This is a genomic window from Fluviibacterium sp. S390, from assembly GCF_049800695.1.
Lineage (GTDB): Bacteria > Pseudomonadota > Alphaproteobacteria > Rhodobacterales > Rhodobacteraceae > Meridianimarinicoccus.
This window is the reverse complement of the sequence record NZ_JBNAFN010000003.1, coordinates 88,209-101,635: the sequence shown is the minus strand read 5'-3', so window position 1 is coordinate 101,635 and position 13,427 is coordinate 88,209. Positions and strand designations below refer to the sequence as shown.

The 13,427-nt window shown below is 65.3% G+C and carries 11 protein-coding genes and 1 tRNA gene; 6 read left to right on the top strand and 6 right to left on the bottom strand.

The window, feature by feature from the left end:
• Positions 1 to 2: 2 nt before the first annotated feature.
• Positions 3 to 827 (bottom strand): 23S rRNA (guanosine(2251)-2'-O)-methyltransferase RlmB, encoded by an 825-nt coding sequence (rlmB, locus tag ACP15K_RS03745; protein ID WP_193140656.1) that lies wholly within the window; start codon positions 825 to 827, stop codon positions 3 to 5.
• Positions 828 to 938: 111 nt separating this feature from the next.
• Between rlmB and ACP15K_RS03740 the strand changes: the two genes are divergently transcribed.
• Positions 939 to 1,022, top strand: a tRNA-Tyr gene (locus ACP15K_RS03740).
• A 117-nt stretch (positions 1,023 to 1,139) separates the two neighbouring features.
• On the opposite strand, the gene dctP is transcribed toward ACP15K_RS03740, so the two are convergent.
• The 4 genes from dctP to ACP15K_RS03720 all read right to left on the bottom strand — a co-directional run bounded on the left by dctP (position 1,140) and on the right by ACP15K_RS03720 (position 4,892).
• Positions 1,140 to 2,174 carry a TRAP transporter substrate-binding protein DctP gene (gene dctP, locus ACP15K_RS03735; protein ID WP_226925732.1) on the bottom strand — a complete coding sequence of 345 codons (1,035 nt, stop codon included), beginning with the start codon at positions 2,172 to 2,174 and terminating at the stop codon, positions 1,140 to 1,142.
• A gap of 82 nt (positions 2,175 to 2,256) precedes the next feature.
• The gene (locus ACP15K_RS03730; RefSeq protein WP_424989840.1) at positions 2,257 to 3,588 is read right to left on the bottom strand and encodes a TRAP transporter large permease; all 1,332 of its coding nucleotides are present in this window, start codon (positions 3,586 to 3,588) and stop codon (positions 2,257 to 2,259) included.
• Positions 3,585 to 4,097: a TRAP transporter small permease subunit gene (locus tag ACP15K_RS03725; protein ID WP_193140659.1), complete on the bottom strand. Its 513-nt coding sequence runs from the start codon at positions 4,095 to 4,097 to the stop codon at positions 3,585 to 3,587. Before ACP15K_RS03725 ends, ACP15K_RS03730 begins: the two co-directional genes overlap by 4 nt.
• A 30-nt stretch (positions 4,098 to 4,127) precedes the next feature.
• Positions 4,128 to 4,892, bottom strand: a complete 765-nt coding sequence (locus ACP15K_RS03720) for a DeoR/GlpR family DNA-binding transcription regulator (protein ID WP_424989839.1) — start codon at positions 4,890 to 4,892, stop codon at positions 4,128 to 4,130.
• A 170-nt stretch (positions 4,893 to 5,062) separates the two neighbouring features.
• On the opposite strand from ACP15K_RS03720, the gene ACP15K_RS03715 reads away from it, so the two are divergent.
• The 3 genes from ACP15K_RS03715 to ACP15K_RS03705 are packed head-to-tail and all read left to right on the top strand — an operon-like array spanning position 5,063 to position 9,050.
• Positions 5,063 to 6,430: an NAD(P)/FAD-dependent oxidoreductase gene (locus ACP15K_RS03715; protein WP_424989838.1), complete on the top strand. Its 1,368-nt coding sequence runs from the start codon at positions 5,063 to 5,065 to the stop codon at positions 6,428 to 6,430.
• The gene (locus ACP15K_RS03710; protein WP_424989837.1) at positions 6,427 to 7,632 is read left to right on the top strand and encodes an FAD-dependent oxidoreductase; all 1,206 of its coding nucleotides are present in this window, start codon (positions 6,427 to 6,429) and stop codon (positions 7,630 to 7,632) included. Before ACP15K_RS03715 ends, ACP15K_RS03710 begins: the two co-directional genes overlap by 4 nt.
• The gene (locus ACP15K_RS03705; protein ID WP_424989836.1) at positions 7,629 to 9,050 is read left to right on the top strand and encodes an FGGY family carbohydrate kinase; all 1,422 of its coding nucleotides are present in this window, start codon (positions 7,629 to 7,631) and stop codon (positions 9,048 to 9,050) included. Before ACP15K_RS03710 ends, ACP15K_RS03705 begins: the two co-directional genes overlap by 4 nt.
• 27 nt (positions 9,051 to 9,077) lie before the next feature.
• Here ACP15K_RS03705 and ACP15K_RS03700 read toward each other — a convergent pair whose 3' ends face one another.
• On the bottom strand, positions 9,078 to 9,389 hold the full coding sequence (locus tag ACP15K_RS03700) for an ETC complex I subunit (protein ID WP_193140664.1): 312 nt from the start codon (positions 9,387 to 9,389) through the stop codon (positions 9,078 to 9,080).
• Between the two features lie 344 nt (positions 9,390 to 9,733).
• On the opposite strand from ACP15K_RS03700, the gene uvrB reads away from it, so the two are divergent.
• Together uvrB and ACP15K_RS03690 are read left to right on the top strand one after the other, a co-directional pair.
• On the top strand, positions 9,734 to 11,917 hold the full coding sequence (gene uvrB / locus ACP15K_RS03695; RefSeq protein WP_193140665.1) for an excinuclease ABC subunit UvrB: 2,184 nt from the start codon (positions 9,734 to 9,736) through the stop codon (positions 11,915 to 11,917).
• A gap of 156 nt (positions 11,918 to 12,073) precedes the next feature.
• Positions 12,074 to 13,408 carry an 8-oxoguanine deaminase gene (locus ACP15K_RS03690; RefSeq protein WP_424989835.1) on the top strand — a complete coding sequence of 445 codons (1,335 nt, stop codon included), beginning with the start codon at positions 12,074 to 12,076 and terminating at the stop codon, positions 13,406 to 13,408.
• The last annotated feature ends 19 nt before the right edge of the window (positions 13,409 to 13,427 follow it).

Here is a 13,427-nt window from a genome sequence, read left to right as displayed (position 1 = left end):
GGTCAGCTCCGGTGGACGTGCCTTGCAGCATATAGGGCAACGGCGGCCGCGTTGGAGACGTTGAGCGAGCCAAATTCACCCAATGCCGGGATATTGACCAGACTGTCGCAGGTGTCGCGGGTCTTTTCGCGCAGGCCGGGGCCCTCGGCGCCCAGCACCAGCGCCACCGGGCCGGGGGGCAGCGGTTGCAGGGTGTCCTCGATGCTGTGCTCGGCCTCGCCGGCCAGTCCCAGCAGCAGGTAGCCCATGTTGCGCAGCTCCTCCATCGTGGTGGCCAGGTTGCGCACCCGCAGATAGGGCTGCCGTTCCAGCGCCCCCGAGGCGGTCTTGGCCAGCGCGCCAGTCTCGGGCGCCGAATGGCGTTGCGGGCCGATGACCGCCCGGGCGCCGAACACCTCGGCCGAGCGCAGAATGGCGCCCACGTTGTGCGGGTCGGTCACGCGGTCCAGCAGAACCACCAGCGCATTGGTGTCCTTGCGCGGTGCACAGCAGTCTGACAACCCGCCCCAGTCCAGCGGCTTGACCTCAAGGGCTGCCCCCTGATGCACCGAGCCGGGATCCAGCGGCACCGGAAAGCGGCGCGGATCGGCGATTTCCGGTTCCATCCCGGACAGGGCGATGGCCTCGGCCAGCTTGTCGGCGGCGTTCTTGGTGACCACCAGCCGCAGCCGGTCGCGGGCCGGGTTCTGCAGGGCATCGCGCACCGCATGCAGCCCGAACAGCCACACGGTTTCCTGCGCCGAGGCCCGGCGAGACTGTTCCTTTTCGATCACCCATTTCGGTTTTTTCACGGGTCCGCTTCCTCGCTGTGGCAAGGGCGGCACCATGCGCGAAACTTGTTCTTCGGGCAAGGCGCGGCGGTGTTATTTTCCGGTTGACGGCTTCTTGGCGGGCGGCTATCCAGCGGCCCACGTCAGACGGTGCAGCGCATCGCAGACGGGCGACGGGCTGCAAGGTGCGGCAGCGGACTGTAACTCCGCCGGGGAGACCCACGCCTGGTTCGATTCCAGGGTCGCCCACCACTTTCCCCCAAGTTTTCGACATTGGTTCCAAGGCGCTCTGGCATTGCGCGTCGAAACGTCGTTGGCCGTGGCCAAGGGGCGACAGGCAGGATGTCCCGCCTGTCGCGATCGGATTGATCAGCGGTAGGGGTAGCCCGCTTTTTCCATGGTTGCGGCGTAGGTCTTGAACGCTTCCACCACGCGCTGCGGACGGCCGCCCTTGTCGGCGACGCTGTCCCAGAACGTTTCGGAATCCGCCACGACCTGGGCCCATTCTTCCGGCGGAAGCGAGGTCAGTTCCATCTTCTCGCCTTCCACGCGCAGCTTGGCCTCGCCGCCCCAGTACCAGGTCGCGCGATAATAGTGCGACTGGTCGATGGTGATCCTGAACAGCTCCTGCAGGTGCGGCGGCACCTTGTCCCAGCTGGCGGTGTTGGCGAAATACGAGCCGAACCACGCGCCGGTGACCGAGTTGGTCAGGGCGTAGTTGCAGATGTCGGCCCAACCAACCTCATAGGCTTCGGTGAAGCCGCACCAGGCCACGCCGTCCAGCTCGCCGGTTTGCAGGGCGACTTCCACATCGTCCCACGGCACCGTCACCGGGATCAGGCCGTATTGCGACAGGAAACGGCCCGCGGTCGGCACGCCGAAGACGCGCTTGCCGCGCATGTCGGCGAGCGAGCGGATCGGTTCCTTGGTGAAGATGTGCAGCGGATCCCAGGCCCCGGCCGACAGCCAGGTCACATTGTCGACCTCGTCATAGGCCTCTTTCCAGATCTCGTTCAGCCCATAGTAGTTGAACAGCGCCGGCACATCGAGCGAGTAGCGCGTGGCAAAGGGGAAATAGCCGCCGAAGACCGAGATATCGACGGGCGAGGCCATGGTGGCTTCGTCCGACTGCACCGCGTCCAGCGTGCCGTTCTGCAGGGCGCGGAACAGCTCGCCCGTGGGGACCAGCTGGTCGGCGTAGTACAGTTCGATCTCCATCTCGCCGTTGGCGGCGGTGTTGAACGCCTCGATCTGCGGCTTGATCACATGCGCCCCCAGCGGTGCACCGGAATAGGTTTGCAGCCGCCACTTGATCGGGCCCTGCTGGGCGATCACCGCCGGGGCGGCCAGGGTCGAGGCCGCGCCGATGGCCGAGCCTGCCAGGAACTTGCGACGGGTGGACAGGATCTTGCTGGACGGGGCCGGTTTGTTGTCTTTTGTCATGGTGACCTCTCTCTCTGTTGGTTCTGGTTTTTTCTTCAGGTGATCAGTTCCGCACAGCTTCGGGCAGCCAAAGCGCGATCTGCGGGAACAGCATTACCAGCACGATGGTGAACGTCATCATCAGGACGAACGGCCAGATCGACCGGTAAATGTCGGGCAGGGTGATGTCCTTTGGCGCCATGGAGCGCATCAGGAACAGGTTATAGCCGAAGGGTGGCGTGATATAGGCGATCTGGCAGGTCATCGTATAGAGCACACCGAACCAGATCAGCTGGTTGTCAAAGCCCAGGTCCAGGGTCTTGACCAGCGGCACGTACAGTGGCGCCACGATGACCAGCATCGCGGTGTCGTCCAGGAACATTCCCATCACGATGAACGACAATTGCATCATGATGATAACCTGCCAGGGCGTCAGTTCCCACCGGGTGATGAACAGGCTTTCGATGGCCCGGACCGCGCCGATACCGTCGAACACCGCGCCGAAAGCCAGGGCAGCAAGGATCAGCCACAGGAACATGCAGGACACGCCCAGCGTCTTGCGCGCCGTGTCATGGATCATCCGCAACGAGAACCGCCCCTTGGCAATGGCCGCCAGCGTCGCCGCCGTGGCCCCCACCGCCGAACTTTCCACCAGCGAAGTGATGCCCATGATGAACAGGCCGGTCATGGCAAAGAAGATCAGGAAGGGGATGATGCCGGCGCGCAGCAGTTTCAGCTTTTCGCGCAGGGGCATGTTCAATTCCTCGTCCGATACCACGGGGGCGAGGTCAGGATTGATCTTGGTGCGGATTATCACGTAGATCACGAAGAAGGTGGCCATCAGCAGGCCGGGAAACACGCCTGCCAGCCAAAGCTGCGACACCGGCTGGCGCGCGATCATGCCGAACAGCACCATCACCACCGACGGCGGCACCAGGATGCCCAGCGACGAGCCGCCCTGAACCACGCCGGTGATCAGCACCTTGTCATAACCGCGTCGCAGCATCTCGGGCAGGGCGATGGTGGCGCCGATGGCCATGCCTGCCACCGACAGCCCGTTCATGGCCGAGATGATGACCATCAGGAAGATCGTGCCGATGGCCAGCCCGCCGCCGACCCGCCCGAACCAGACGTGCAGCATCTTGTACAGGTCTTCGGCGATGCCGGCTTCGGACAGCACATAGCCCATGTAGATGAACAGGGGCAGCGTCAGCATCGGGAACCAGTTGAACAGCTTGAAGGCCGCCGAGAAGGGGATCTCGACCCCGCCGGTGCCGTACAGCATCAACACCATGCCCGCGCCAACGCAGCCGATGGCGCCGAACACCCGCTGGCCGGTCAGAAGCAGCACCATGGTGGTGCCGAACATCGTCAACGCGATGAGTTCAGGACTCATGAAAGAACCTCCCCGCGCAGGGCGGCGATGTGTTTGAAGAACTCGGAAACGGTTTGCAGGATCATCAGGGCAATACAGCCCACCATCAGCGTCTTGATCGGGATCATCGACGGGTTCCACATGGAGAACCGGCGTTCGTCGGTCTGGATGGCGTATTCCAGCGAGGAGATCGACCCGATGAACAGCACCACCAGATAGAACAGCAAGCAGGCAGCGGTGATCGCATCCAGCCGATGCTTGCCGCGCTCGGACAGGCGATCGTACAGCAGGTCCATGCGCACATGGTCGCCTTCCTTCATGGTCTTGGCCCCGCCCATGAAGTAATAGGCCGCCAGCGTGAACTGCGCCGCCTCGATGCCCCAGTGCACCGGTATTTCCAGAACATTGCGGGTGATCGCATCCATCAGCAGGATGCCGATCATGGCGAAGATCAGGTACATCGCCACAATGCCGACATAGTCGGAAATCCGATCAATGATCCTGACGTATAATTGCAGTGCTTTGGGCATGCTGTCCTTCGTTTCTTCCTGTCGTCTGCCTCAGGGGAGCGCCACGCCGGCGGTGCCCAGGGCCTTGAGATGCGTGTCGTCGGGTGGTCCCGCCGCAAGAACGGTCTGAATTTGAGTCAGCCCACAAACGTGAAAGGCGGCCTTGCGGCCAAATTTTGACGGAACGGTCAAGAATGTGACGCTTTGGGCGGAATTGATCATTGCTCGGGCAATTTCGGCCTCGTCCGCATTGGCGTCCGTGACACCGGCCTCGGCATCCACCCCGGTCGGGGTCAGCACCGCGTGATCGGCGCGGAACCGGCCGATCTGCTCCAGCACCATCGCGCCGACGGTCTGGCTGTTGCCTCGGGCATAGGCGCCACCCAGCAGATAGACCTGACCCTGACCGCCGAGGCTGAGTTTCTCGGCGGCGGCTACGGAATTGGTGATGACGGTCAGCCCGCGCAGTTCCGCCAGCACCGAACAAGCGACCAGCGTGGTGGAGCCTGTGTCCAGAAACAGCGTGTCGCCGGGATGCACGATCTGGGTCAGCTTGGCGGCGATGGCCTGTTTGGCCGCGCGTTCTTCGTTCATGCGGGCCTCGAACGAGGCCTCCACGTGCAGCCTTTGCTGGGCTGGCACCGGGCGGGCGCCACCGTGAAACTTGCGCAGACGACCCTGATCCTCCAGCTTGGCCAGATCGCGGCGCACGGTTTCCACCGATACGTCAAAGCGCGCGGCAAGGGCGTCAACCGTGACCTCGCCCTCGCTGGCCACGAAGGCCGCCATCCGATCCTGGCGCTGTGTGCTCTTCATCGCCGACATTCGCGCATCAAACCCCCGTGCCGCCCATTTGCACAAGGCTTGAGCGCCGCTGTCAAATGATTTGTGACCGAACAGTCAAATTTTCTGCCTCGGATTGACTGGTCGGTCATCTGTGGTCAGAAAGGTGGCAGCGTGCGTTCAGGAATCGGAAACCCCTGCCCATGACCCAGCCGGTCCAGACCTATGACATCGCGGTGATCGGTGCCGGGGTCATCGGCTGCGCCATTGCCCGCCGTCTGACGCTGGACGGGGCGCGGGTGGTGGTACTGGAAAAGGCCGCCGACATTCTTGACGGCGCATCAAAGGCCAACAGCGCGATCCTGCACACCGGCTTCGATGCCCCCGAGGGCTCGCTGGAGCTGGCCTGCGTGCAAGAAGGCTACCGCGAGTACGAGGCGCTGCACGCGCAATTCAACCTGCCGCTGGATCGCTGCGGCGCGCTTGTGCTGGCCTGGAGCGCCGAGCAGGAGGCGCGCCTGCCGGTCCTGATGGAGCAGGCCCGCGCCAACGCGGTGAGCGACGTCGTGCCCCTGACCCGAACCGAAACCCTTGCGCTGGAACCGAACCTGAACCCGGACGTGCGTGCCGCGTTCCGGGTGCCGCGCGAAAGCCTGATCGATCCGTGGTCGGCGCCCCATGCCTATCTGCTGCAGGCGCTATTGAACGGCGCCAGTCTGAAGCGGAATTGTGCCGTCTCGGGCGGCGAATTCGACGGCGCGGTCTGGACGCTGGACACCACGCAGGGGCCGCTGCGGGCACGCCATGTTGTCAATGCCGCGGGCCTTTTCGGCGACCGGATCGACGCGGCCCTTCTGGGGCAGACGCAGTTCACCATCCGCCCGCGCAAGGGACAATTCGTGGTCTTCGACAAGATGGCCGCCGGTCTGGCGCGGCACATCCTGCTGCCGGTGCCCACCGCCACCACCAAGGGCATCGTTGTCTGCCGCACGGTCTGGGGCAACCTGCTGGTCGGTCCCACCGCCGAGGAACAGGATGATCGCGAAACCGCCGGTCTTGAGGCCGAGACCCTGCGAATGCTGCACGCCAAGGGGGCCGAGATTTTGCCCGCACTGGCGCAGGAGGAAGTGACCAGCATCTACGCCGGCCTGCGCCCTGCGTGCGAACACAAGGACTACCAGATCCGCGCCCATGCCGGACGCAACATGGTCACGGTCGGGGCGATCCGCTCGACCGGGTTGAGCTCGGCCCTGGGCACGGCGGCACATGTGGCGCGGCTGTTACAGGGGCAGGGGCATGCGCCCGCACCGCTGTCTGCCCCGCAGGTGCCCCGCATGGCGATGCTGGCCGAAGAGGGTGCGCGTGACTGGCAGGCATCCGGCAACGACGGCATGTTGTGTCATTGCGAGCGGGTAACATGGCGCGAGGTGCGCGCCGCCTTGGATGATCCTTTGGCACCCAAAACGCTGGCCGGTCTGAAGCGCCGCACTCGCGCCACCATGGGCCGTTGTCAGGGCTTTTATTGCGGGCAGGCGGTGCAGGATCTTCTGGCCGAAAGTACCGACACATGAGCGATCCTCCTGATACCGTCGATGCACTGATCATCGGGGCCGGTCCGGCAGGCCTGTCGGCGGCGACCGAGTTGCGCCGTCAGGGGGGCGGCCGGGTTGTCGTGCTGGAGCGCGAAGCCACAGCCGGCGGCATCCCCCGGCACTGCCTGCATTCGCCCTATGGCCTGCGCGAGTGGAAACGGCTCATGTTCGGTCCCGCCTATGCCAAGCGGCTGGTGCAGGAGGCAAAAGGCGCGGGTGTCGAGATCCGATGTCAGACCACCGTCACCGCGCTGCATCCAGGTGGCGAGGTCGACGTCAGCACCCCCGATGGCCCGCGCCGGATCCGCGGGCGGGTGGTTCTGCTGGCCCTTGGCGCCCGCGAAACCCCGCGCGCCGCGCGCCTGATCGGCGGCACCAAGCCCGGCGGTGTGATGAACACCGCCACCTTGCAAAGCTTCGCGGCCTTCTCGAAGCATCGCCCGTTCCACAAGCCTGTCATCCTCGGCACCGAGCTGGTCGCCTTCTCGGCGCTGCTGACCTGCCGAACGCTGGGCGCGCGCCCGGTGGCGATGCTGGAGCCTGGTCCGGAAATCACCGCGCGCGGAGTGTTCGCCGCCGCCCCGCGTGCGCTGGGCGTACCGCTGTACCGCAATACCCGGATCACGGCGATCCACGGGCGCGCGCAAGTGGACGGCATCACCGTGGAGAGCAATGGTGTGCAGCGCGACATCGCTTGTGACGGGGTGGTGGTGACCGGCGGGTTCCGACCGGAAAACGCACTGCTGCGGGCCGCCGGTCTGGCGCTGGACCCCGGCAGCCTCGGGCCGCGCGTCGATCAATACGGACGCCTGACAGATCCCGCGTATTTCTCGGCAGGCAATGTGCTGCACCCCATAGAAACCGCTGGTTGGTGCTGGGAGGAGGGCCGCAGGGTGGCGCGTTGCATGGCGGCCGCACTGAACGGCGCGCTTCCGCCCCGAGATACCGCTGAGCCGCTGGCTGTCGATGGGGTGACGCAAGGCGACGCGCTTGCCTACGCCCTGCCGCAGGAGCTTTGTGCCCCGGCACCACAGGTTCCGCCCGCCTTCGACCGCGTGCAGATGCGGCTGCGTCAACCTTTTTCGGGACAGGTGCGGGTCGCGGGCCAGAGCCACTGGATCGCCTCGCGCCCCGAACGCCGCATCACCCTGCCACTGCACCCGACTCCGGAGGCAGAATGACTGTTCTTGCCATCGACCAGAGCACGACCTCGACCTCGGCCTTCCTGTACCGCCCCGATGGCACGTCCGAAAGGGTCTTTGCCCGCGACCACCGGCAACTCTATCCTCAACCGGGATGGGTGGAACATGATGCCGGCGAGATCGTCGGCAACATCCGCGCCGCCCTGCGCGTGGGCAAGGCCGCCGGGGCCACGATCTTTGGGCTGGGCAACCAGGGCGAAAGCTGTCTGGCGTGGGACGCGGACACCAGGGTACCGCTGGGCCCGATCATCGTCTGGCAGGACACCCGCACCACCGACACCTGTGCGGCGCTGAAAGCGGCGGGGCACGCGGCCTTGGTGCGCGATCGCGCCGGGCTGCAGCTGTCGCCCTATTTCTCTGCCGCCAAGCTGGCATGGTGCCTTGCCCATCTGCCCGATGCCCGCGCGCTGCTGGAGGCAGGGCGTCTGCGGCTGGGCACCAGCGACGCCTATTTCCGCGACGTTCTGACCGGACGGTTCGAAACCGATGTGGCCACGGCTTCGCGCACCTCGCTGATGAACCTGCACAGCGGAACGTGGGACGCGGACCTTTGTGCGCTGTTCGGGGTGCCGGAAAGCTGCCTGCCCGCGATCACCGATTGCAACGGCGATCTGGGGCAGGCCGAGGGGCTGGCCTGCCAAAGCGCCATCGTCGATCAGCAGGCGGCCCTGTTCGGCCATGGTGTCGAAAAGGCCGGGGATACCAAGGTCACCTTCGGCACCGGCGCCTTCGCGCTGACCCTTCTGGGTTCAACCCCGCCCGCCGGCAATACCGCTGCCCTGCCGACCGTGGCCTGGCGGGAGGCCGGGCAGATGCTGCACTACGCGCTGGACGGGGGGATTTTCACCGCCTCAAGCGCGCTGAACTGGGCGCGCGACCTGGGTCTGTTTCGCAATTTTTCGGATCTGGCCGCACCCGAAGGCCTGCCGATTCTGGCGCGTGGTCTGGCCTTCGTGCCATCGCTGTCCGGGCTGGGCTGCCCGCATTGGGACGAGGCGGCCAAGGGTGGCTGGCTGGGGCTGACGCTGGACACCCGCCCGCAGGACATGGTGCAGGCGGTGTTCGAAGGGGTTGCCCTGCGCATGGCCGAGATATTGCAGGAGTTCGAACGTCACGGTCCCATCGCCAGCCCCATCGGTGTCGATGGCGGCATGGCCCGCAATCGCGGCTTTTGCCAGTTTCTTGCCGATGTGACGGGGAAGTCCCTGCGCCTGTCGGAATATCCCGAACGCACGGCGCTTGGCGTGGCGCGGCTGGCGGCGCGGGCGTCCGGGGGGGATGTGGCCGTGACCGCGCCTGAGACCATCCTGACGCCGCAGGCTGATCACAGCAGGCTGCTGGCGCAATTCACCACGGCGCGGAAAATGGTGCAAAGCTGGGGGTCCGGGCGCGTCTGACGGGCGCCCGGCGGGATCGGGACCGGATCAGTGGGTCCAGGCGCCGCGACGGTCCGGCACGAAGTTTTCACCATAGCCGCGCGGGCGGATGTTGGGCTTGCGGGTCTTGGGTTCGCTGATCTCGGCGTCGATGCCGCGATCCTGCGCGTACTTCTTGGCGGCTTCCTTGGTGGCAAACCGCAGCCGCACCTGGCTTTGGGTGTCGCTGGAACTGGTCCAGCCCATCAGCGGATCGACCTCGCGCTGCGAAGCGGCCGCGAATTCAAGCACCCAGTCGTGGGTCTTGGCGGTTCCCGATGACATTGCCGTCTTGGCAGGACGATAGATGCGTGCGCGCATGTCAGCCTCCGTGTTTTACGGTGCGATACCACGACCGGGGCGCGGGCGGGAAGCGGCAAAGCGGCGCTGTTGACGGGAAAGGGAAGAAAGCCGGTCGCCGCACGCGTAGGTGTCGGAGTAACAGAGAGGCGGCGACCAGCATTCGTCTTCAATCATGGGACACTATCGTGTTCAATTGATTCTCTCAAGAATCAAGCGTGCCTGATGGGAAATATCCTTGTCTGACGGGAAACAGGGGCGTGACCTCCTGACACCCTCCTGTCAGGAAGGGCCGACACGGGCACTGGCACAACCCGGTGCGGGGCCCTAAGTTTCCAAGGTTGCAGCCGTCAGCGAGTCTCGCCATGCCCTATGCCCATTCCGACAAGACGCCCACGGTGGACCGCACCGGCGGCCGCGAAAAGCTGGAAGGCGGGCGGCAGTTCATCCTGCATACCGACTTCTCGCCGGCCGGCGATCAGCCCACGGCCATCGCGGAACTGACCCAAGGCGTGCGCGAGGGGGAGCAGAACCAGGTGCTTCTGGGGGCCACCGGCACCGGCAAGACCTTCACAATGGCCAAGGTGATCGAGGAAACCCAGCGGCCCGCCATCATCCTGGCCCCCAACAAGACCCTGGCGGCGCAATTGTACGGCGAGTTCAAGGGCTTCTTCCCCGACAACGCGGTGGAATACTTCGTCAGCTACTATGACTACTACCAGCCCGAAGCCTATGTTCCGCGCAGCGATACCTACATCGAGAAGGAATCGCAGATCAACGAACAGATTGACCGGATGCGCCACTCGGCCACCCGGGCGCTGCTGGAACGCGATGACGTGATCATCGTGGCCTCGGTGTCGTGCATCTATGGCATCGGCTCGGTCGAGACCTATTCGGCGATGTCGGTCGATCTGCACACGGGCAATGACTACGACCAGCGCAAGGTGATGGCCGATCTGGTGGCCCAGCAGTACCGCCGCAATGACGCAGGCTTCCAGCGCGGCAGTTTCCGGGTGCGCGGTGATGTGGTGGAAATCTGGCCGGCGCACCTTGAGGACCGGGCCTGGCGGCTGTCCTTCTTCGGCGAGGAACTGGAAGCGATCACCGAGTTCGATCCGCTGACCGGCGAAAAGACCGACACGTTCGACAAGATCCGCATCTACGCCAATTCGCACTACGTCACGCCGAAGCCGACGATGAAACAGGCAATCATCGGCATCAAGGCCGAACTGCGCATCAGGCTGGATCAACTGGTCGCCGAGGGCAAGCTGCTGGAAGCCCAGCGGCTGGAGCAGCGCACCAATTTCGATCTGGAGATGCTGGAGGCCACCGGCGTCTGCAACGGGATCGAGAACTATTCGCGCTATCTGACCGGCCGCGCACCGGGAGAGCCGCCGCCCACGTTGTTCGAGTTCATTCCCGACAACGCCATCGTCTTTGCCGACGAAAGCCATGTGTCGGTGCCGCAGATCGGCGGCATGTACAAGGGCGACTACCGCCGCAAGTTCACATTGGCCGAACACGGATTCCGCCTGCCGTCCTGCATGGACAACCGCCCCCTGAAGTTCGAGGAATGGGATGCCATGCGCCCGCAATCGGTCTTCGTCTCGGCCACTCCGGCGGGCTGGGAGCTGGAGCAATCCGGCGGCGTCTTCACCGAACAGGTGATCCGCCCCACCGGCCTCCTGGACCCGCAGGTCGAGATCCGCCCGGTCAAGACCCAGGTCGATGATCTGCTGGACGAGATCCGGCGCGTGGCCGAGCGTGGCCAGCGGGTGCTGGCCACAGTTCTGACCAAGCGCATGGCCGAGGATCTGACCGAATACCTGCACGAACAGGGCATCCGGGTGCGTTACATGCATTCGGACATCGACACCATCGAACGTATCGAGATCCTGCGCGACCTGCGGTTGGGCGCCTTCGACGTGCTGGTGGGCATCAACCTGTTGCGCGAGGGGTTGGACATTCCCGAATGCGGGCTGGTGGCGATTCTGGACGCCGACAAGGAGGGCTTCCTGCGCTCCGAAACCTCGTTGATCCAGACCATCGGGCGGGCCGCGCGCAACGCCGACGGCAAGGTCATCATGTATGCCGACAGGGTCACCGGCTCGATGGAGCGGGCCATCGGCGAGACCGACCGCCGCCGCGCCAAGCAGATCGCCTATAACGAGGAACACGGGATCACCCCCGAGACGGTGAAGAAGAACGTCGAGGATGTTCTGGCCGGGCTCTACAAGGGCGACACCGACATGGCGCGGGTCACCGCCACGGTGGACAAGCCGCTGGTCGGCGCGAACCTGCAGGCCCATCTGGACGGGCTGCGCGACGAGATGCGCAAGGCCGCCGAGAACCTGGAATTCGAGGAAGCTGCCCGCCTGCGCGACGAGATCAAGCGGCTGGAAGCGGTCGATCTGGCCATCGCCGACGATCCGCTGGCCCGGCAAAGCGCCGTCGAGGCCGCCGCCGAAAGCGCGATGAAGCGCAAGGGCCGGTCCACCGCCGGTCGTCCGGGGCAGCGCGGCGGGGTGGTGAAGCGGCGGGGGCGGTAGGGGTACGGGCCGGACAGGCCCCTTCCTTCTGCCGTCGCCCACAAATCCGTTGACCCGGGCAGGATCGGTTCGCTATCAATCCAGCGGTCGGTTCTTACCCGTTTTCCACCGGCCGGGCATTCCCCTGATGAGACGGTCGCCAAGGAATGTACCCGAATGACCGAGATCCTTCTGAAAAATGCCGATACCGTCCTGACGCTGGACGACGACCGCCGCGAGCTTTCGCAGGCCGATCTGCGCCTGCGCGACGGCGTGATCGTCGAGATCGGCAGTGCGCTGACAACGACCGGCGAAACCCACGACCTGCGCGGCTGCGTGGTGACGCCCGGTCTGGTGAACACCCATCATCACCTCTACCAGTCGCTGACCAAGGCGGTGCCGGGGGGGCAGGATGCCCTGCTGTTCGGCTGGCTTCAGACGCTCTATCCGATCTGGGCGCGCTTTGGGCCGGAAGAGATGTTCGTGTCGGCGCAGGTGGGGCTGGCCGAACTGGCGCTGTCGGGCTGTACGCTGACCTCGGATCACCTGTATCTCTATCCCAACGGCGCGCGGCTGGACGATACCATTGCGGCGGCGGGTGAGGTCGGGTTGCGGTTTCATCCGACGCGCGGGGCGATGAGCATCGGCGAAAGCGACGGCGGCCTGCCCCCCGACAGTCTGGTCGAGCGCGAAGCGGCGATCCTTGAGGACTCCATCCGTGTGATCGACGCGTTCCACGATGCCTCGGAGGGCGCGATGGTGCGGGTCGGGCTGGCGCCCTGTTCGCCGTTCTCGGTCAGCCGCGACCTGATGCGCGACGCGGCGGTGCTGGCGCGCGACAAGGGCGTGATGCTGCACACCCATCTGGCCGAGAATGACGAGGACATTGCCTATTCGCTGGAGAAATTCGGCTGCCGCCCGGGCCAATACGCCGAGGATCTGGGCTGGACCGGGTCCGACGTCTGGCACGCCCATTGCGTCAAGTTGGACGGGCAAGAGATCGACCTGTTCGCGCGCAGCCGCACCGGTGTCGCCCATTGCCCCTGTTCCAACTGCCGGCTGGGCAGCGGCATCGCACCGGTGCGCAAGATGCGCGACGCCGGGGTGAAGGTCGGGCTGGGGGTCGATGGCTCGGCCAGCAATGACACCGGCAACCTGATCCTCGAGGCGCGCCAGTCCATGCTGTTGCAACGGGTGGCCAATGGCGCCGATGCGATGTCGGCCCGCGAGGCGCTGGAGATCGCGACGCGTGGCGGGGCCGAGGTGCTGAACCGGCCCGATTGCGGCCAGATCGCCGTGGGCAAACGCGCCGATATCGCGGTCTGGGATGTCTCGGGCATCGACAGCGCGGGCAGTTGGGATCCGGCGGCACTGTTGCTGGCCGGTCCGACGCGGGTCAAGCATTCCTTCGTGGATGGCCGCCAGATCGTCCGCGACGGTCAGATGGTCACCATCGACCTGCCGAATGTGATCGAACGGCAGAACCGTCTGGCGAAACGCCTGCACGGCTGATTGCCCCGGTCTTCAGGGT

What these genes read in the sequence shown, in the direction of transcription:
- rlmB (WP_193140656.1), bottom strand. Translation starts at nt 827, where the DNA reads ATGGTGCCGCCCTTGCCACAGCGAGGAAGCGGACCCGTGAAAAAACCG.
- ACP15K_RS03730 (WP_424989840.1), bottom strand. Translation starts at nt 3,588, where the DNA reads ATGAGTCCTGAACTCATCGCGTTGACGATGTTCGGCACCACCATGGTG.
- ACP15K_RS03725 (WP_193140659.1), bottom strand. Translation starts at nt 4,097, where the DNA reads ATGCCCAAAGCACTGCAATTATACGTCAGGATCATTGATCGGATTTCC.
- ACP15K_RS03720 (WP_424989839.1), bottom strand. Translation starts at nt 4,892, where the DNA reads ATGAAGAGCACACAGCGCCAGGATCGGATGGCGGCCTTCGTGGCCAGC.
- ACP15K_RS03715 (WP_424989838.1), top strand. Translation starts at nt 5,063, where the DNA reads ATGACCCAGCCGGTCCAGACCTATGACATCGCGGTGATCGGTGCCGGG.
- ACP15K_RS03710 (WP_424989837.1), top strand. Translation starts at nt 6,427, where the DNA reads ATGAGCGATCCTCCTGATACCGTCGATGCACTGATCATCGGGGCCGGT.
- ACP15K_RS03705 (WP_424989836.1), top strand. Translation starts at nt 7,629, where the DNA reads ATGACTGTTCTTGCCATCGACCAGAGCACGACCTCGACCTCGGCCTTC.
- ACP15K_RS03700 (WP_193140664.1), bottom strand. Translation starts at nt 9,389, where the DNA reads ATGCGCGCACGCATCTATCGTCCTGCCAAGACGGCAATGTCATCGGGA.
- uvrB (WP_193140665.1), top strand. Translation starts at nt 9,734, where the DNA reads ATGCCCTATGCCCATTCCGACAAGACGCCCACGGTGGACCGCACCGGC.
- ACP15K_RS03690 (WP_424989835.1), top strand. Translation starts at nt 12,074, where the DNA reads ATGACCGAGATCCTTCTGAAAAATGCCGATACCGTCCTGACGCTGGAC.